General features: G+C 44.9%; 12 protein-coding genes and 1 pseudogene. 8 read left to right on the top strand and 5 right to left on the bottom strand.

Features of this window, described 5'->3' with window-relative positions:
• A complete protein-coding gene (gene prmB / locus I6E86_RS03855; RefSeq protein WP_010199439.1) occupies nucleotides 1–1,167 on the bottom strand; it encodes a 50S ribosomal protein L3 N(5)-glutamine methyltransferase in 1,167 nt (388 codons plus the stop codon).
• A gap of 474 nt (nucleotides 1,168–1,641) precedes the next feature.
• Between prmB and I6E86_RS03850 the strand changes: the two genes are divergently transcribed.
• Nucleotides 1,642–2,886, top strand: coding sequence for a L,D-transpeptidase family protein (locus tag I6E86_RS03850; protein ID WP_413786986.1), 1,245 nt, complete (start codon nucleotides 1,642–1,644; stop codon nucleotides 2,884–2,886).
• Between the two features lie 97 nt (nucleotides 2,887–2,983).
• Here I6E86_RS03850 and I6E86_RS03845 read toward each other — a convergent pair whose 3' ends face one another.
• A complete protein-coding gene (locus I6E86_RS03845) occupies nucleotides 2,984–3,196 on the bottom strand; it encodes a hypothetical protein (RefSeq protein ID WP_197175457.1) in 213 nt (70 codons plus the stop codon).
• 276 nt (nucleotides 3,197–3,472) lie between these two features.
• On the opposite strand from I6E86_RS03845, the gene I6E86_RS03840 reads away from it, so the two are divergent.
• From I6E86_RS03840 to I6E86_RS03820, 5 genes and pseudogenes are all read left to right on the top strand, one after another.
• Nucleotides 3,473–5,176, top strand: a complete 1,704-nt coding sequence (locus I6E86_RS03840; protein WP_197175456.1) for a DUF389 domain-containing protein — start codon at nucleotides 3,473–3,475, stop codon at nucleotides 5,174–5,176.
• Nucleotides 5,177–5,329: 153 nt separating this feature from the next.
• On the top strand, nucleotides 5,330–8,008 hold the full coding sequence (gene alaS, locus I6E86_RS03835; protein ID WP_197175454.1) for an alanine--tRNA ligase: 2,679 nt from the start codon (nucleotides 5,330–5,332) through the stop codon (nucleotides 8,006–8,008).
• A gap of 483 nt (nucleotides 8,009–8,491) precedes the next feature.
• A complete protein-coding gene (locus I6E86_RS03830; RefSeq protein ID WP_194362946.1) occupies nucleotides 8,492–9,778 on the top strand; it encodes an aspartate kinase in 1,287 nt (428 codons plus the stop codon).
• Nucleotides 9,779–10,153: 375 nt separating this feature from the next.
• Nucleotides 10,154–10,321, top strand: a pseudogene (csrA, locus tag I6E86_RS03825) (carbon storage regulator CsrA); the annotation flags it as partial.
• 174 nt (nucleotides 10,322–10,495) lie between these two features.
• Nucleotides 10,496–10,870, top strand: a complete 375-nt coding sequence (locus tag I6E86_RS03820) for a HopJ type III effector protein (RefSeq protein WP_194362945.1) — start codon at nucleotides 10,496–10,498, stop codon at nucleotides 10,868–10,870.
• Between the two features lie 121 nt (nucleotides 10,871–10,991).
• Here I6E86_RS03820 and I6E86_RS03815 read toward each other — a convergent pair whose 3' ends face one another.
• Nucleotides 10,992–11,303: a YeaC family protein gene (locus tag I6E86_RS03815; protein WP_197175452.1), complete on the bottom strand. Its 312-nt coding sequence runs from the start codon at nucleotides 11,301–11,303 to the stop codon at nucleotides 10,992–10,994.
• Nucleotides 11,304–11,370: 67 nt separating this feature from the next.
• Nucleotides 11,371–12,375: an NAD(+) kinase gene (locus tag I6E86_RS03810; protein WP_197175451.1), complete on the bottom strand. Its 1,005-nt coding sequence runs from the start codon at nucleotides 12,373–12,375 to the stop codon at nucleotides 11,371–11,373.
• Nucleotides 12,376–12,676: 301 nt separating this feature from the next.
• Here I6E86_RS03810 and I6E86_RS03805 point away from each other — a divergent pair, with 301 nt between their 5' ends.
• Nucleotides 12,677–13,399, top strand: coding sequence for a Bax inhibitor-1/YccA family membrane protein (locus tag I6E86_RS03805; protein WP_197175449.1), 723 nt, complete (start codon nucleotides 12,677–12,679; stop codon nucleotides 13,397–13,399).
• A gap of 139 nt (nucleotides 13,400–13,538) precedes the next feature.
• On the opposite strand, the gene I6E86_RS03800 is transcribed toward I6E86_RS03805, so the two are convergent.
• Nucleotides 13,539–16,421 (bottom strand): heavy metal translocating P-type ATPase, encoded by a 2,883-nt coding sequence (locus tag I6E86_RS03800; RefSeq protein ID WP_197175447.1) that lies wholly within the window; start codon nucleotides 16,419–16,421, stop codon nucleotides 13,539–13,541.
• A 435-nt stretch (nucleotides 16,422–16,856) separates the two neighbouring features.
• On the opposite strand from I6E86_RS03800, the gene mrcB reads away from it, so the two are divergent.
• Nucleotides 16,857–19,364 carry a penicillin-binding protein 1B gene (gene mrcB / locus I6E86_RS03795; RefSeq protein WP_197175445.1) on the top strand — a complete coding sequence of 836 codons (2,508 nt, stop codon included), beginning with the start codon at nucleotides 16,857–16,859 and terminating at the stop codon, nucleotides 19,362–19,364.
• Nucleotides 19,365–19,387 lie beyond the last annotated feature (23 nt).

The following is a 19,387-nucleotide window of genomic DNA, read 5'->3' as shown; positions in this document are numbered from 1 at the left end:
CTATTGATGACTGTCTAACATCTGCACAAAAGGAGCAAACAGCTGACGATGCGCCATTAGCTCATCATAGGTAATCGCAAACACCCCATGACCGCCATGAGCAAACTTCAACCAGTCAAACTGAATCTCAGGATAGGCTTGCTTTAGTGCCCATTCGCTATCGCCTACTTCACAGACAAGCAAGCCTTCTGGGCTTAGGTAATCTGGTGCTTCAAAAAGAATGCGATGTACCAGATCCAGTCCATCTTGACCTGCCGCTAATGCGTGCTCAGGCTCGTATAAGAATTCAGGTGGTAAATCTGCCATGATAGCAGCATCGACATATGGAGGATTGGTAACGATAAGCTCGTATTGATTTTCAGCAGGAATCTTGGCAAACAGATCCGACTCAATCACATTCACTTGATGACCAAGATCATGGTGATCTACATTGACCATCGCCACTTCAAGCGCACCTTTATCAATATCCACGGCATCGACCAAGGCATCGACGAAACGTGTTGCAAGCGCAATCGCAATACAACCAGAACCCGTGCATAAGTCTAAAACACGCTCAGGCTGTGATAGTTGCTTGATATCCAAACCATGATCGTAAAAAGCGGTTGCCTGATCGTTGACGTTCATACCCAATGGCTTGGCCAGCTCATTGGTGTCAAAGTACGGATGGAACTGCTGACGAATCAGCTCTGCCACAGGTGAACGCGGAATCAAAACTCGCTCATCGACATAAAAAGGCAGGTCACAAAAGTACGATAAATTAATCAAATAGCTCAAAGGCTTACGCTCAGCGATACGCTCTTCTAGCAAGCTCAGTACCACTTGCTTCTCTGATGTGGTCAACCGGCAGTCTAGAATCTGCTCATTCGCCGACCAATCTAACGACAAAGAATGCAATACTATCGCCGATGCTTCAGCAAACTCATCAGTCGTTCCTTGAGCCACGACCACATCATAATTACGAAGCTGAGTAACCGAAAAACGTATAAAATCACGAATACTGACCAGCTGCTCGCGTGCTTCTTCGAGCTCTGCAGGCAAATTGGCAAATTGATCATCTTCACCGAGAAGCCCAGTCTCTGAATCAAATACCATACCACCCTCTAGACCATCGTCATTGAGGTACTGATTTTGAAACTCTTCTGCGCTCATTGTTTGGTCTTCTGACATATCGCACCTTGCTGGTTACATGTCCACTGACGACATGCGGGTAAGTTAAATTGCTCTTTATAATGAGCTGACTTATTAAATAAGAATCTAGCCAACCATTATAGACGCAAACGCTAGATAGCGCCAATCACTGTGCTTTTTAGTGTAAAAAAATAGCATATATAACAAGTGACTTACGTTAAAATCCAGCAAAACTTCATACATACCATGGCTAAATTATTGCCCAACTGTAGTGAATACGTCAGCAGTTGACGTTTAGCACCCTACGGACATAAAAATATGTGTCAAAAGTTTGCGAACCTTATTAATTATGCGCATAATAGCTTCATTAGTAGCAACCACAAGTAACTCAATATGATGAAAATAAAACCGCTTATTACTGCCATATCTATCGTTGTCGTTAGCGCCAGTGCTACTGCATTTGCTGCCACCGCTGACAGTACTCGCACATTGCCAGTACGCACCGCTGACTCAATGCCTAGTATCGCCAAGAAAGTCAGCCTTAATGTGCAAGAGAGTCGCGCTCCTGTCACTGCCGCAAAACCAGCTGACCGCATGACGCAATTGATTGATTCAAAGGAAGCACAGACAGAAGCGGCGGCGCCTGATAATATGAGCGCAGCTGAGCTGATGCGTAAAGATGAGCAGGCTGACCGTACTGACGATATAAGTGAAGGTCAAGCGGTTGCTGCTCCTAGCGATCTCTCATCGATCGATTCATCTGACCCACTTTCTTTTGAATTGCCTGAGAACGAAAAACGTCAAGACTTCAGTGATGATCCTACCATCAAAAATATCGAAGACAAAGATGGTAAAAAACACACTACTCTGAACCTATCAAACTATGCCAAGCAAGTGAATAGTGCTGTCTGGTCACCAAATATGAAAGTCAACTCGGCGATGACTATCAAGATGCAGGCATTACTGGATTGGAACCATGCTTCTCCTGGTCCTATCGATGGTGGTTGGGGTATGAACAGTAAAAAAGCCCTTGTCAACTTCCAAACCATGAAAGGCTTGCCAGCAACGGGTAAAATGGATCAAAAAACATGGGATGCTTTGATCAAAAATATTCCTGCTAATAAGCCCGTACTGGTTACCTATACGCTGACTAAAGCAGATTTGGATACCAACTTTGCGACTACCCCTTCTGGTTCAGAAGCCAAGTCAAAAATGAAAGGTTTATATTATCAAGACATCAAAGAGATGCTCGGCGAACGTTTCCACATGGACGTACGCTACCTTGATAAGTTGAACAAGAACAAAGAGTACAAAGTCGGTGAAACCATCACCGTATTGAACAACCGTGGCGAGCTTAACCAACGTATCAACCGTATCGTAGCTAACAAAGCAGACCAAACACTGTATGCATACAATGGTGACAAACTGGTTGCTACCTATCCGACGACTGTCGGTAGTGCCGCTACACCATCACCAAAAGGTACGTTTAAGATTATCAATAAAGTGAAAATGCCTTGGTATAAGTCGACCGTCGGCGAAGGCGCTCAAAAGAAAGTGCACATGATCGCACCAGGACCAAATAATCCAGTAGGCGTTGTTTGGATGGGACTGTCTAAGCCTTCTTATGGTTTACATGGCTCACCAGTACCTGAAGGCATCAGTCGCCAAGGGTCAGCAGGTTGTGTACGTTTGACCAACTGGGATGTACTAGAGGTTTATGCAAACGTTGAAAATGGCGCAGTAGTCGAACTTCAATAACGCTCTGTTATTATAGTGACCAAAAAAGACCTTGAACTATATCAAGGTCTTTTTTTATGTCTGACTATAAATGATGGTTGAATACCCTGAAGATATCTTACACTTTATACCCTTGCTCATTGCCAGTGATACTACCGACTTTTTTGGTAAAGAATAACCCTGCTGGGATAGATACCAAAATGCCCAGTCCTACTGCTATTTGAATATGAAATATCTCATCAAACCCTGTAACTAATGCACCGATCATAAAAAGTCCAATCGTAACGGTTACTGCCATTGAGTATATAACAGAAAATAGCGGCCAGTTCATAAGTTATTCCTTATATTTATTGTGGATATAACATATTTAACCTTAATTCCACAAAAAAAGTAAGTATTTACCGTGAACCCTCATATCAGTTATAACGGAAGACTTTGTATTAAAAACCATGCTATTATTAAGGTTTTATACTTAGTCAAAAAAACGCTCGTTTTTTTCGCTTGTTTCCTCATAAGTCTTTCCCACTATTCTTAAAAATCTCCTATATTTTTATCTGTTTATCATTACAATAATGACTTTCTTTGTCTATTAAGAATCCTATCTGCTATGACTGCATCTAAAAATCCCAACACAAATGACTCCATACTTGAAAACGCATCATCAACCACTATGGCGCACTCACATCTGAAAGATACCTTAGATGGCTCAATAGCAGATGAGTCAATAGCAGATGATGCAGCAGACAATACTGAGAAATCAGATACTCATCCAGATGCAGATGAAGCGACCGCTGATGCCAAGGCTCCTGAAGCCGAGATAAAGATGGAGTCAATCAGTGAGGACGTGGTCGTCGTGACACTAGAGTCTGAAATACAATCGAGCGACGAAGAATCTGTATCGGTCTCAAAATTAGAGCAAGGGTCAGACTTTTTTCAGCCAGATGCTGATGCTTCAGAGGCAGCAAAGCACATCTCGCAAGAGGATATTAATACTGATGCTGATGCTGAGGTAACTGTAGAAGCTGAAAGTAAGCCCGCAACTGATAGCCAAAATGCTGCTATGCAATCAACAGCTAAGAAAACTGCTAATCAGCCTAAAACTAACATTGAATCTAATGATAATCATCAGAATAAATCTAACGACTCACAGGATAGTGGCCAAGATGCCGATACTGAATCGGACAAAGCACCAGAAAGTGATGAAGAAGAGGGCCAAAAAGAAAAAGAAGATAAGCTTGAATCTTATAAGCAATTTGTCGCCGAACAATTTAGCAATCAAAAGGTAGATTATCCAGAGGTAAGGGTTAGGATTGAGGCGAATGCGCTGCCTAGCAAGATGTACTTCATCATGAACATTCTGTCTGCCATCATTGCCAGCTATGGACTAGTGACCAATTCAGCAGCAGTCGTCATTGGTGCCATGTTAGTTGCCATGATGTTAGGCCCCATTACTGGCGTAGCGCTGGCTATCATTGACCACCGTATGCCGCTATTACGGAAGTCGCTGATTACTGTCATTGCTGGTGTCTCACTGGTGGTGTTGGTCGGTTTTATTGTTGGTTGGCTACATAAGGATCAGCCGCTAACAGCAGAGATATTATCACGCACCCAGCCCACCTCCATGGATTTGATGATTGCCTTAGCTGGTGGTACAGCTGGTGCTTATGCGATGGTATCCCCGCATCTATCAGTGGCTGTCGTCGGTGTTGCTGTCGCGACTGCTTTGGTGCCACCACTTGCCGCTAGTGGTATTTTATTTGCCAATGGCGAGATGCAGCTTGGGTTGGGCGCGCTCTTATTGGCAGTGACCAACATTATTGCCATTCAATTTACCAATGCCCTAGTGCTTTGGCTGCTAGGGTTTCGACGTTTGGTCGATGACGACTATAAATCAAATACCTATCTGACTTTTTTGCAGCGTAACGCCGTGACTTTATTATTATTGGGCGCGCTAGGTGCTTACTTAACCATTAATTTACAAACCAATGCCAAGCAACAAGTATTTGAGAGTAGTGTCAAAGAAATGATCAATAGCTACTTTATTGGTCGAGGCAATGTATTGACCAATACCCAGTTCGACACGCTCGATGACAATCAAGTGGTACGAGCGGTCATTCGCGGTGAAACCTTACCCACCTCAGAAGATGTCCGTAAAATAGAAACCATTATTACTCAAGATATGGCTGATAACTTCCCTGATTATTTGCCCATCAAGCTACAACTGCGTTACTTACCCGTACAAGTAATTGAGTCCAATCCGTTGGTAACAGACAAGCTTGATAAGACTGATGCGGCAATCTTAACCAATTAGCCTCTATAATTTGTGACATGAGCGATGGCTGCATTTGAAGAATCACTCAGCAGATGTAACTCTTGTACCAAGAGCTTGGGCGTTTGTGCTAAAATCGCTTGCAAAATTATTTTATATCATTTACTCAATTCTATCCGCCAGTAAGGAGCCGCTGTGAGCCAGCCATTTCGCTCAGCCGATATTCGTCAAGCCTTTATCGATTTTTTCATAAGCAAGCAGCACACCCAAGTTTCATCGTCTAGCTTGATTCCACACAATGACCCGACATTGCTATTTACCAATGCCGGTATGAATCAGTTCAAAGAAACTTTTTTGGGTATGGAGCCACGTGACTATACCCGTGCTGTGACGTCACAGAAGTGCGTCCGTGCTGGCGGCAAACATAATGACTTAGATAACGTCGGCTATACCGCCCGTCATCATACGTTTTTTGAGATGCTGGGTAATTTTTCGTTTGGTGATTATTTCAAGCAATCAGGTATTGAGTATATTTGGGAGTTTTTGACCTCAGATAAATGGCTAGCGATTGATAAAGATCGTCTCTATGTCACCATCTATGAAACCGATGACGAAGCCTTTGAGATTTGGAATAAAAACATCGGTATTCCAAGCGAGCGCATCATTCGCATTGGCGACAATAAAGGTGCGCCTTACGCATCAGACAACTTTTGGACAATGGGTGACACAGGTCCTTGTGGCCCTTGTACCGAAGTTTTTTATGACCATGGTGCCGACATCGAAGGCGGCTTGCCGGGTACTCCTGAAGAAGATGGCGACCGCTTTATTGAGATTTGGAACTGCGTATTCATGCAGTTTAACCGTCAAAAGGACGGTACGCTATTACCGCTACCTGCCCCAAGTGTCGATACTGGTATGGGACTTGAGCGTATCAGCGCCATCATGCAAGGCGTGCATGGCAATTATGAGATAGACTTGTTCACTCATCTGATGGATGCTGCGGCTGAGATTTTAGAGATCAATAATGAACAGCAATCATCATTAAAGGTGATTGCCGATCACATCCGTGCCGTGTCGTTTTTGATTGCTGATGGCGTCACGCCAAGCAATGAAGGTCGTGGTTATGTGCTGCGCCGCGTCATTCGCCGTGCCGTACGTCATGGTAACAAGCTGGGTGCTGATAGTGACTTCTTTTATAAAATGGTTGCGCCGCTCGTCACTGAAATGGGCAGCGCCTATCCTGATCTAAAAGACAAGCAAAGCATCATCGAAAATGCCATTCAAAAAGAAGAAACACAGTTTGCCAAGACACTAGCGCAAGGTTTGCGACTATTAGCCACTGAACTTGAAGGCTTGCAAGATGGTGATACGCTCTCTGGTGAAGCGGCGTTTAAGCTTTATGATACTTATGGTTTCCCGCTTGATTTGACCGCTGATATCACTCGTGAGCGCGGTATTGTGATTGATGAAGCTGAGTTCGATGAGCATATGCAAGCGCAACGTGAGCGTGCGCGTGATGCGGGCAAATTCGACGTCGATTACAGCAGTGTTATCCAAGTAGAAACGCCGACGACCTTTATTGGTTATGAGCAACTTGAAGAAGAAGGCGTGACGGTTGAGGCACTTTACCAAGACGGCAATCCAGCAGAGAGCTTGAGTGAAGGCATGGAAGGTGTCGTGGTAATCGATCGCACGCCTTTTTATGCTGAAGGTGGTGGTCAAGTCGGTGAGCTTGGCGAGATTCGTACTGCGTCTGGCGTCTTTGAAGTCCAAGACACCAAAAAATCTGGCCAAGCGATTATCCATCACGGTGTTGTCACCATGGGCGAGATTAATGTTAAGCAAGTGGCAGATGCCCAAGTGCTCTCAAGCATCCGTGCCGCCAGTGCCAAAAACCACTCGGCTACTCACCTATTACACGCAGCGCTCAGAGAAGTATTGGGCGACGCGGTCACGCAAAAAGGCTCACTGGTCTCAAGCGAAGTATTGCGTTTTGATTTCTCTTATGACAAGCCCGTTAGTACTGCTGAAATCAGCCGTATCGAACGTCTCGTCAACGAACAAATCCAAGCCAACACCCCTGCCCGTATCGAAAACATGTCGATTGATGAAGCCATGAGCCAAGGCGCGATGGCGCTGTTCGGTGAAAAGTATGGCAGTGACGTTCGCGTGCTTACGATGGGTACAGACAGCATCGTCGAAGGTCAACGCAAGCCTTTCTCTATCGAGCTATGCGGTGGTTTGCATGTGCAGCGTACTGGTAATATCGGTGTGCTTAAAATCACTAGCGAATCAGGTATTGCGGCTGGTATTCGCCGTATTGAAGCCGTCACTGGTATGAATGCGGTCAAAAACATTCAGCAAAGCGAACAGCAGCTCAGCGAGCTTGCCGGTCAGCTTAAGGTCAAACGCCCTGAAGTTGCTCAGCGTGTCCGTACCATGGCAGATAAGCAGCGCGACCTAGAAAAGCAACTAGAGCGTTTGCAACAAAAAATCGCCAGTGCACAAGCAGCCAACTTACTCGATGATGTGCAAACGATTGCAGGTACGCCAGTGCTGATCAGCATGTTAAGCGGTGTCGATGGCAAGTCAATCCGTACGCTAATGGATGACATCAAATCAAAACTGCCTGACAGCGTCATTGTATTGATTGGTGATAAAGATGATCAGCTGGCACTAGCAGCGAGCGTCGCAAAATCTGTTACGGCCAAAGTCAAAGCGGGCGATATCATTCGTCATTTGGCAGGTGAGCTGGGCGGTAAAGGCGGTGGTAAGCCAGATTATGCACAAGGCGGCGCACCAAAAGCGGCCAACACGAGCGCGGTTGTGAGCGCCCTACCTGCTTGGATTGAAACCCAACTTAGCCAGTCCTGAAAAAGCCATGGACACAGAGCATTACTCCAGTCTACTGCACACAGAACACGCGATTGGTTATAACCACTATAACCAATCGCCATACATCTAAGTGACGCTAAGGCTTAAAGTTACGATGTAGATATGGTATAAAGGTCAACGTTTGGACATATTACTCATTCACTACCTCTACAACAGCGACGGTTAGATGAATGAAAAGCATAGGGCGTAACTCTTATAATCTGGCTTTATCTATACTAGGGCGTGTCCTCATTTTAAAAATGGTTATAAAAATGAGATAAATTGCAGTCAAACAAGAAAAATCGCGCAGATAATATCAAGATATTAGTCAGCTATTTGACGCTGTTTGGCAAGATTTAGCCATTTTTAATCCATTTAGATGACTATCGATTGAATTGAGGACATGCCCTAGCATTGACGAGTATCACATTGACCCTCATCAATGATAATGAAAGGTCATTAATGAATAATAGGTAGATTTTTATGGCGTTAATAGTACAGAAATATGGCGGCACCTCGATGGGCAGTATCGACCGCATCAAAAACGTCGCCAAACGAGTCAAACGCTGGCATGACAATGGCCATCAAATCGTCGTTGTGGTCTCTGCCATGAGCGGCGAAACCAACCGTTTGATTGATCTTGCCCGCCAAATTAGCACACAGCCTGACCCGCGTGAATACGATCAAATGGTCTCAACGGGTGAGCAAGTGTCTATCTCGCTCCTCGCTATGGCGATCAAAGAGCTTGGTATTGGCGCGCGTTCAATGACTGGCCGTCAAGTCGCGATCAAAACAGACAATGCCCATAATAAAGCCCGTATCGAAAGCATCGATGATAAAAACATACGTGAGCAGTTAGATGCTGGCAATATCGTCATCGTCGCAGGTTTTCAAGGTATTGATGAAGACGGCAACGCGACCACGTTAGGGCGCGGCGGTTCGGATACCACAGGCGTTGCCATTGCAGCGGCACTGGGTGCTGATGAATGTCAGATTTATACCGACGTTGATGGCGTTTATACCACTGACCCTCGTGTGACCTCAAAAGCCAAAAAGCTTGAAAAGATTACGTTTGAAGAAATGCTTGAGATGGCAAGTCTGGGCTCTAAAATCCTACAGATTCGCTCAGTAGAATTCGCGGGCAAATACGGCGTGCCACTACGTGTACTCTCAAGCTTTGATGAAAACACTGACGGCAGCTTTGACCAAGAGTTTCAAGACAACGTGGGCACCCTAATTACGATAGACGAAGGAGACAATATGGAACAGGCAATCATCTCAGGCATCGCGTTCAATCGAGACGAAGCAAAAATCTTAGTACGCGGTGTACCTGATCATCCTGGTATTGCCTCTGCTATCCTAAGCCCCATTGGCCGCGCCAATATCGAAATCGATATGATCGTGCAGAATCTTTCGGATAACGGCACCACCGACTTTACTTTCACTGTCAACCGCTCTGACTTAGACAAGACGTTGAAAGTATTGAATGAAGAAGTCAAAAATGAGATTGGTGCCAAAGAGATCTCAGGCAATAGTGAAGTGGTCAAAGTCTCATTGGTTGGTGTTGGTATGCGTTCACACGCAGGGGTTGCTAGCCTCATGTTCCAAACATTGGCCGAAAACAACATCAATATCCAGATGATATCGACCAGCGAAATCAAAGTGTCTGTCTTAATTCAAGACCAACACTTAGAAAAAGCCGTTAAGTCATTGCACACCGCATTTGGCCTCGATCGTGAAGACGGTGAAAGTAAAATCGCTGGGCTATAATATACAAGATCATTAAAAGATAGTGTTAGCCGTGATGCTAATTTGCATGGCCGCTATTCATAACTTTGAATAGTACGTAAAAAATAGGATCTTTTTTAGATCCTATTTTGTTTTTTATAATAATTAGGGTTAGTAATTATCTAATAGTTTTGTGAAAAACCGTGACAGTATCTGTTATGCCCCCTATAATGGGGCTTTCATTTGGGCTAAATGAATCTACCTATCATTGCCGTTATTGAGACGACATCGCCTATGATGATTATCAAACATTATAGTCATTGATATATGAGATGTTGAGTACGACGGTAATGTCCTGCAATTGAGAAGTGATCTAATGAGTAATAATTTGTTGATGCGACATAAGGAGTGTGACGCATGTTAATTTTGACACGCCGTGTGGGCGAAACGCTAATGATTGGCGATGAAGTAAGTGTGACTGTGTTGGGTGTTAAAGGCAATCAAGTACGTATCGGTGTGAATGCACCTAAAGATATTGCTGTACATCGCGAAGAGATTTATCAACGTATTCAGCATGAGCGTTCTGTACAGTCGCAAATGCAGCATCTTGAGCAAGGCAACTTTTCGCCTTCTTTCGATGACGAAGATTACTTTAATCGCTAGTTAATAGTAACGAATGCGTCAATACGTAATTATCAATCACAACTGAGCATACATAAGCATTATATTGTTTTTAATCTGCTCTGAGGTCATTTATTTATGAGTATCCGCCAATCAGATGTATCGGCATTACTTAATGGTTTGAACAAAAAAGCCATTGGATTCAATGATGTTATCAGCTTTATCGATGATTTTTATCGCTATGCACCTGCGCCTTTTGTCAACGGCATGGTACATAATGCCGCTGGTGAAAACGAAGGCAGCGCAAAGGTTTTCGGTTTTGCTAAGCACCATGGCCTAAACCAATTGGACACGCTAAAACTTTTTGGTGAACACTATGCCAAGGTTCAAGCAACCCCAAAAGGTACTGATCATGCCAATATTCGCAATTTTTTACATTGGGGCTGGCAAGGGTTTTTGATGCAAAAAAATCCGCTAACCGTTCGTCCTAGTGTTGATACGACTGCACTTTAATCAATTGTGAATTGAAAAAATTATCTATACTGTAAAGCCTCTAATTACGTATAAAAAGCCACGCTGATTAGCGTGGCTTTTTTATGATGTCTTATTTAAGAACGGCTTATCCTATAATGACTTATTTGTCGCGAAACTTCACCGGTTGCACCGCCCCTTTAGGATTGGGCATATTGGGATAATGATGTTCGTGTTCGACATCACATTCAGCCCCAACGGTAGAGCCATCGTCTTTCACTGGCTTATGAATGTAACCCGTACGTTCAGCAGGCGCTAGATGCTCATGCTCCCATACCATCACCGCTTGCATACAGGTTTCGCGCTGTTCAGCAGTAATCTTACGACCATCAGGCCATTTGCCTAGCTCAATTGCCATACGAAACTTATCAACCACTTCAGGCGTCAGACTCTCTAGTATCGTTTGTTTGTCCATCTTACCTACTCTCCACAACTATTTTTTATAACATATTAAATATAATGTGTTTATATAACGGGCACACTTATTCATCGTCCATCATATCATCATCGATATCAAGACTGAATTCTTCGGCATGTACGTTCCAGTGCAACTTTGTGCGACACGCCTCATAAAAATCAAACCCGGGCGGATGCAATAAAGTGAGCTTGTCAGGATGCTTACGAATATATAGCCGCTGCTCTTGTTCAAGCGGTACACTTGGTTTGCCATCGGCGCTGACCATTGGCTGCGTGCGATTGTCTTCGTGAATGCGAATACAGACCTCGCTATTACCACTGACCACAATCGGACGGCTAGACAAGGTATGCGGATGCATAGGCACCAAACAAATAGCATCCATACTGGGATGAATAATAGGACCACCGCCAGACAAGGCATAAGCGGTAGAGCCAGTCGGTGTGGCAGCTATCAAGCCATCGCTGTGTTGTCTATAAACATCGTGTCCATCAATTTTCATCTGAAAATCGATCATGTGTACAGACTTTCCAGCATGCAATACGATGTCATTGAGCGCCATGTCTTCATGAATGATATTGCGCCCTTCTCGTATCTCCATCGTGAGCAAAAATCGATGATCCAGCTGATAGTTTCCCATCAATACTTGACGTAGCTTAAAAGCCGCTTCGTTAGGTTTGACATCTGCCAAAAACCCTAAGCGGCCACGGTTGACACCCAATACGGGTACACGGTAGCGCGCCAATGCCTCAGCGGCATGTAATATCGACCCATCACCGCCCACCACGATGACCAAATCACAAATCTCTCCAATCAAAGCGCGCTTAACGATTTTGACTCTTTCGATCTCATTAAGGTTTAGCGTTGGCAGATGAGCGGTCTGTACATCCATTATTAATGTGAGATTCATATCATTGATGGTTTGGGCAATCTGTACCAAGCTTTTGGTGACGCTGCGTTTACCAGCGCGGCCCATTAGGCCAATACGCCTAAAAGCAGGGTTTTTGATAGCGTGGAATAGCTCTGATTCATCTAAGTGTGGCAATCTTGCTGACTGCGCTGAGTTTTCCATAAAACGACTCGGTATAACGGTGAAGTACAGAGTAATGATAGCGATAAATGCGCGCTTAGACTAGCATGTTTGTGAATTATCGTTGTTAACTGTCGTAACCGCCCCCATCTTAGAGTAATCAACCCCTTACTTTAGACAGAATCATCTCCTTACTTTGAGGTTTTTGTACGCTCGTCAATGACCCGCATTAGGACGCTGCAAAACCCCTGCTAGTAGTCACGCAAACACAGTTGACAATAATGGCAGTTTTGCTAAAGTAACTGACATTCTATTTTTATATTTTATTATTAAGGACTTATGTATGGCCAACCCTATTGTCAGTCGCGCAGAGCTTGCGATCGGCGGTACTCCAATGACGGTCAAAGGTGTGATTCAAAAGACCAGTCTGTTACTTGGCTTATCTGCTATTACTGGTGTGGGCTTTTTCTTTTATGCGCTTATGGCTGGTTTATCGCAAGGTTTCATTACGATGGCAGCCTTTGGTAGTATGATTGCTGCATTCGTGCTTGCCTTGTTTATCACCTTTAAGCCGCAAAAAGCGAAGACATTGGCCGTGCCTTATGCATTGCTAGAAGGTATCTTTTTGGGCGGTATCTCACTGTTCTTTATGAGAATGTACCCAACCGTTCCAGTGACGGCGATGTGTGCGACTTTTGTGACTGCAGCAGTCATGCTAGGTTTATATCGCTCAGGTCTGGTTAAAGTCACTGAAAAGTTCCGCTCTATCGTAACCTCAGCAGTTATTGCGATTATGCTTGTCTACGTAGCACAGTGGGTACTATCTTTAGCCTTTGGCTCAACGTTACCATTCTTATTTGAAGGCGGCGCTATTGCTATCGGTTTTAGCCTATTTGTGATTGTTATCGCTTCTTTCACGCTGCTATTAGATTTTGATAATATTGATCGAGGTGTGGCAATGGGTATCTCAGAAGACTACGAATGGCTGTTCAGCATTGGTATTCTTGCGACCCTCGTATGGATGTATATTGAATTTATGCGTCTCTTGAGCTATCTACAAGACTAATTAAATCAACTGTCCAACAGTAACTCTGTATAGAAAAAACCGCCTTCAACTATATAAACAGCTGAGGCGGTTTTTTTGTGCACGATGCTCAGTAATACTTGCTCATAATTAGAATGTACTTATGTCGTAAATTCAGTTTCTAAGCGCGTTTTAAGCGCAGTGCATTTAACACGACAAACAGCGAGCTGAGCGACATACCTATCGCAGCAAGCCATGGCGGGACATACCCTAACGCAGCGGGTATCAGTACGATACTGTTGTAAGCGAGCGCCCAGCGGAAGTTTTGCTTAATGATACGCTCTGTTTTATCAGAGATACGTTTAGCAGCAGTGATGGCTTCGATTTGACCATTTAAGATAATGCTGTCACTCGATACTTGCGCCAAATCGGCAGCGCCTGCAATCGAGGTAGAGACATCAGCCGCTGCCAATACTGGCGCATCATTGATGCCATCGCCAACCATCAGTACAACTGCACCGTTGGCTTGCAGTTGCTGAATATGGTTGACCTTGTCAGTTGGTGATAGACCATTATAGGCCGACTGTATGCCTAAACGCTCAGCCATCACCAGTGCCTGCGGGCTTGGATCGCCCGTCAGCATCACAGACTCGATACCTAACCCTTTCAGCGTGTCGAGCATCGATTGGGCACTATCACGCACCTTATCATTAAAATAAAAGCATGCCAGCGCTTGCCACTCATTTACATCAGCAGATTTATGAGAAAGGACCACTGCAGAGCTCGCTCGCTGTGCCATCAAGTCGATGGTCAAATCATTATTTTCATTGATACTATGATCAGCGCTGTTATTGGTTTTACCTAGCGCAAAGTCTTTGTGGCCTATACGGTATCTGGCACCATCAATCATTGCCTCTACGCCGCCCGCTGGATAATGCTGCAACGCTTGCGTTTGAGGCAAATGCAATTGATAAGCAGCGGTCAATAGCGCATGGGCAATCGGATGACGGCTCCCTACTTCTAGAGCCGCGGCAATGGCTAACAAATTGTCTTTTTGGGCAGTCTGCATCTCTAAGACTGAACCGTCAGACTTGTTATCGCCTACCTGCTCTACCAATTCAATATTTAATAAATTTGGCTTACCATAAGTCAGCGTGCCTGTCTTATCAAAAGCGACGTGAGTGATTTCGGCTAATGTCTGTAGCGTATGTCCACGAGTGGTCAAAAACCCATAGCTTGCCAAACGATTGGTCGAGACCGTCAAGGCAATCGGCGTGGCCAATGACAATGCACAAGGACAAGTGGCGACCAATACTGCGACGGTGGCCCAAATGGCTTGGCTTGGATCGACGATATACCAGCCGACAAATACCAAGACTGACAACACTAGAATACGTGCGACAAACCAACGTGCCAGCTTATCTGCTTGCTGCGCCAGCTTGGGTTTTTCGCTCATAGCACGGTTCATTAGCCTATCAATCAAACCGATTTGACTGTCTTTCGGTAATGCAGTGACCAGCATCTCAAACGGTTGGCTGTCGTTTTGTGCACCGCCAACGACATAATCCCCTTGAGACTTGATGATTAAATCACCCTCACCTGTGAGCAGACTTTGTGACACTGTCGCAGTCGGACTCAGCAAAATCCCATCGCTGATAATCTCTGAACCTGCCTCAACCAAAATAATGTCGCCCACTTGCAAGCTATGCGCGGTCACCATTTGCCTTGAGCCTACCTCATCCTCTCGCTGTGATGGCGCAGTCCGGTGGTTGCGTGACAGCTGCCAGTCCTTAGCAATACGTACGGTAAGCTGATGGACAGTGGCACCCATCTGCTTCATAAAGTCAGGCATTGTTTCTACCATGACACTCGGTGCACCTTGCGCGTTATCAAGTGCTAGATGACTGCTCTGTGTGATGGTATTGTCATTTATCGTAGCAGTATCACCTATCATAGTGTCACTTTTAGCACTCTCACCTTGCTGAGACTCATGGTCTTTGAGCTGCTGTAAAATAAGCGCTGCCGCGGCTTTGTCTTCAGCGATTTTCTGAACCAAGACTGGCTCGACCACGACCAAATCATTGGCCATAGTGGCAGCTTTTAGACGGGCATTATGCTCGATATAACGCCCTGCCAACAAAAAGAAAATAAACATACTGACGGAGTCGTAGTATGTCTCCCCTTGCCCAGTGATAGTGGCATAGAGACTGGCAAAGAACGTAATAATCAAAGCCAGACTGACAGGCACATCCATATTGACTTGACGCGCGCGAATCGCCGACCATGCTGAGGTAAAGAAAGGCACACCTGCATAGAAAAATACTGGCGTACTAACAAATAAAGAGACCCAACGCAAAAAGTCCCGCTGGAATATCAGCATGTCGCTGTATTCACCAAAATAAAGCGCGACGGCATACATCATCGCCTGCATAGAACCCAGTGCGGCAATACCAAGTCGCAATAGCATCTGATTGTTATGACGTGCCAGCATGGCTTCGTGAGTGTCCTGCCTGTAAGGCTTGGCCTCATAACCGATTTCATTGATGACCGCTAAAATGCGACTGATTGGTAATTTGTCTTCATTCCAAATGACTCGCATGCGCTGATTGGTCAAATTCACCTGACATTTACGAATACCTTCTAGCTCATCGAGACGCGACTCAATCAGCCAAGTACAAGCCGCACAGCGTAAATTATTCACTGACAGCTCCGCCACCGACATCCCATCTTGCGCATAAACGAATTGCGATTTTATCTCGTCATGATCATAGACCTCAAGGCGTGTCAGCTGGGTTGGCAGGCTTGCCGTGCGGTTAATCTCCGAACGATCAAGATAATACTGCTCCAGACCCGCCTCGACAATGCTTTGGGCCGCCAACTGACAGCCCATACAACACATCTCACGCGACTTGCCCAATATCTGAGCATGAAACGGTGGCTGAGGTACGGGGTCACCACAGTGAAAGCAGTGATCGGCAAGAGGAAGCACCAAGCCATCGATGATAGAATTGTCTTCATAAGGATGATTGGCAACAGCTGATACGGATGAGGGAATACTAGACATAATCGCGCTTACTTCCTTTGACAGGCTTGCTCAAAATGCATTTATTTATTCAAAATAGCCAGTTTTAATAGCGTTAGCATGGCACAGCTAGGTGCACAGATTCGATAGTATAAGACTAATAGTAGAGGGCTAATAACCATGAATAAGCCGCAGCGGCAGATTCATACAAAATACATCATGCGAGCAATCATAAATTGCTATCTTAGATGGTGCTTATCTACCCGATTGAAAGTGATTAATACTTCATATGCTTCATGTGCTTTAAAATAATCATCGGTATTTCAATCGTGATTATACTATAAGCAATTGCTGTGAGCAGTATCATCGCTCACAGTCTACGACCAATTAATGCCTGCATTAACGATGATAGATTGAAAAATTTGTCAATTTGCGTCATTATGAGGCAGTTTTTTATCCAAAAATGGTGCGACATCCGTGCAAAAATCCGATTCTAAGTTACCAAATACCAAAATATCACCGCCCTCTAGGTCTGCTATAAACACGCTACCCTCACAGCAGCGCGGCTTGGTGTTTAGTAGCCTTCTATTGATTGTTATCATCGCAGGTATGGTGCTATTGGCACTATATTTGGTTAAGCTTGATCGTACTATTACTCATAAGTTTGAGGGTAAGCGTTGGGACATCCCTGCCAAAGTATACTCTCAACCGCTTGAGCTGTATCAAGGGGCTAATGTCGATCGAGACACCATGAAGACATGGCTTGAGTTGCTCAATTACCAAAGCAATAAAGCGTATGATCGTACGGGTACGTATCATAGATCGGGCAATACGTATTTTATCCATACGCGCGGCTTCACTTATAGCTCAAGCGACAAAGACACTGAGCAAGTGATTAAGATGACCATTGCTGGCAATAAAGTCGAATCTATTCAAAGCACCTTGCCTGCCAAAAGTGGCATCATTCGCCTAGAGCCAGTCAATATCGGTGGTATCTATCCAGACAGTAACGAAGATCGCATGGTGGTGTCGTTAGATGAGGTGCCTCAGCCATTAATTGATGCTCTCATTGCTACCGAAGACCGAGATTTTTATGAGCACAAAGGCATATCAGTACGTGGTATTGCACGTGCCGTGATCAATAACTTTACTGGTGGTGCTAGACAAGGTGGCTCGACCATCACCCAGCAGTTGATCAAAAACTTTTATCTTAATTCAGACCGTACGCTAAAACGTAAAGCCAATGAAGCACTCATGGCGGTATTACTAGAGCTGCATTATAGTAAAGATGAAATCCTACAAACGTATTTGAACGAGATTTATTTGGGTCAAAATGGCAACCGCTCTATCAATGGGTTTGGTTTGGCCTCACAGTTCTATTTTGACAAACCACTCAACGAGCTGCGCTTAGACCAGCAAGCCATGTTGGTTGGTATGGCAAAAGGCCCTAGTATTTATAACCCTCGTCGTAATCCCAATGATTCAAAAGCACGTCGTGATGTGGTGCTCAACAATATGCTGGGTGTGGGCTCACTGAGCCAAGCAGACTACGACAAAGCTCTAAAACAACCGCTTGGTATCGTGGATAAGCCTGCTGAAGGCAAGAGCCAATTCCCTGACTTTTTGGATATTGTCAAACGTGAGCTGAATGATGTCTATTACTCTGACGATCTCAAAAACGAAGGTTTGATCATTATCAGTACCTTAGACCCTATCGCTCAGTTAGCCGCAGATAAAGCCGTGGATCAAAAGCTCGGCGAGCTGCGCCGTAGTGGTAGCAAAACCAAAGATTTGCAAGGTGCGTTGGTCAGTGCCAACCCAGAGACTGGCGAGCTGGTTTCAGTGGTGGGTAGTGGTAGTGAATTTACCGGATTCAACCGAGCAGTCGATGCGAAACGCCAAGTAGGCTCTCTATTGAAGCCTATTATTTATATGACTGCACTTGAGAGTGGCCGTTATAATTTGGCCAGTTCAGTAGATGATTCGCCCATCACAGTCAATCTAAAAGATGGCACTGATTGGAACCCAAAAAACTACGACAACCGAGATCATGGCTATGTGCCCTTTACCTCGGCACTGGCACAATCTTATAACCAGGCAGCAGTGCGCTTGGGCATGGAGTTTGGTGTCGATACGTTTGCCAAACAGCTACAGCGCATGGGTGTCAAAGAAAAAATCCCACCTTATCCATCAGCACTATTAGGCTCAGTCAATCTTAGTCCAATGGACATGCTGGGTGTGTATCAAGTCTTTGCAACTGGTGGTTTCCGTACCCCTATCCACAGTATTCGCACCGTGATTGATGATCGCGGCCGTATTTTGCAGCGTACTGGCCTTAATACTCAACGCAGCATTCCGCCTGAGACCAATTTTTTGACGAACTATGCACTACAGCAAGTGGTCTCAAATGGTACTGCCAAACGTGCTCAGTCGCTTGGCAGCAATCTAAACCTTGCGGGTAAAACAGGCACCACCAATGACTACCGTGATGCGTGGTTTGCAGGCTATAGTGGCAACTATGTCAGCGTCGTTTGGGTTGGTCGTGATGACAACAAGCCCATTGGTTTGAGCGGTGGTACTGGGGCATTACCAGTGTGGGTTGATTATATGAAACGCCTCAAACTGACTCCTGTGGCCTTGCCAGAGCCTGAAGGTATTGAGTGGTTGTGGTTAGAAAACAACTCAGGTAAGTTGTCTAACGAACGCTGTGCCAACGCACGTTACTTGCCAGTGATGTCAGCACACCTACCAGAAGAAGCCAGTGACTGTGCGATGAGCTTATATCAACAAGACCGTGCCCGTGAACAAACCCAATTCCAAAACCAACAAGGTGCGATCAATCAGCAACGTCGCCGTGAAGGCTTAGAGATTCCAAATGGTGAAGCGGTTGATGCTGATGGCTCAGAAGACGGCAATGGGCAAAATGATGGTGAAGGTCAAGACCGTGCTGATACTTGGTATGACCGTGCTGTTGAGTGGTTTTAATATGATACGTAATATTTAGCTTT

It is taken from the genome of Psychrobacter sp. SWN149, from assembly GCF_015864565.1.
Taxonomy (GTDB): Bacteria; Pseudomonadota; Gammaproteobacteria; order Pseudomonadales; family Moraxellaceae; genus Psychrobacter.
Note: the sequence above shows the minus strand (reverse complement) of the source record. Positions and strands in the feature narration are given on the sequence as shown.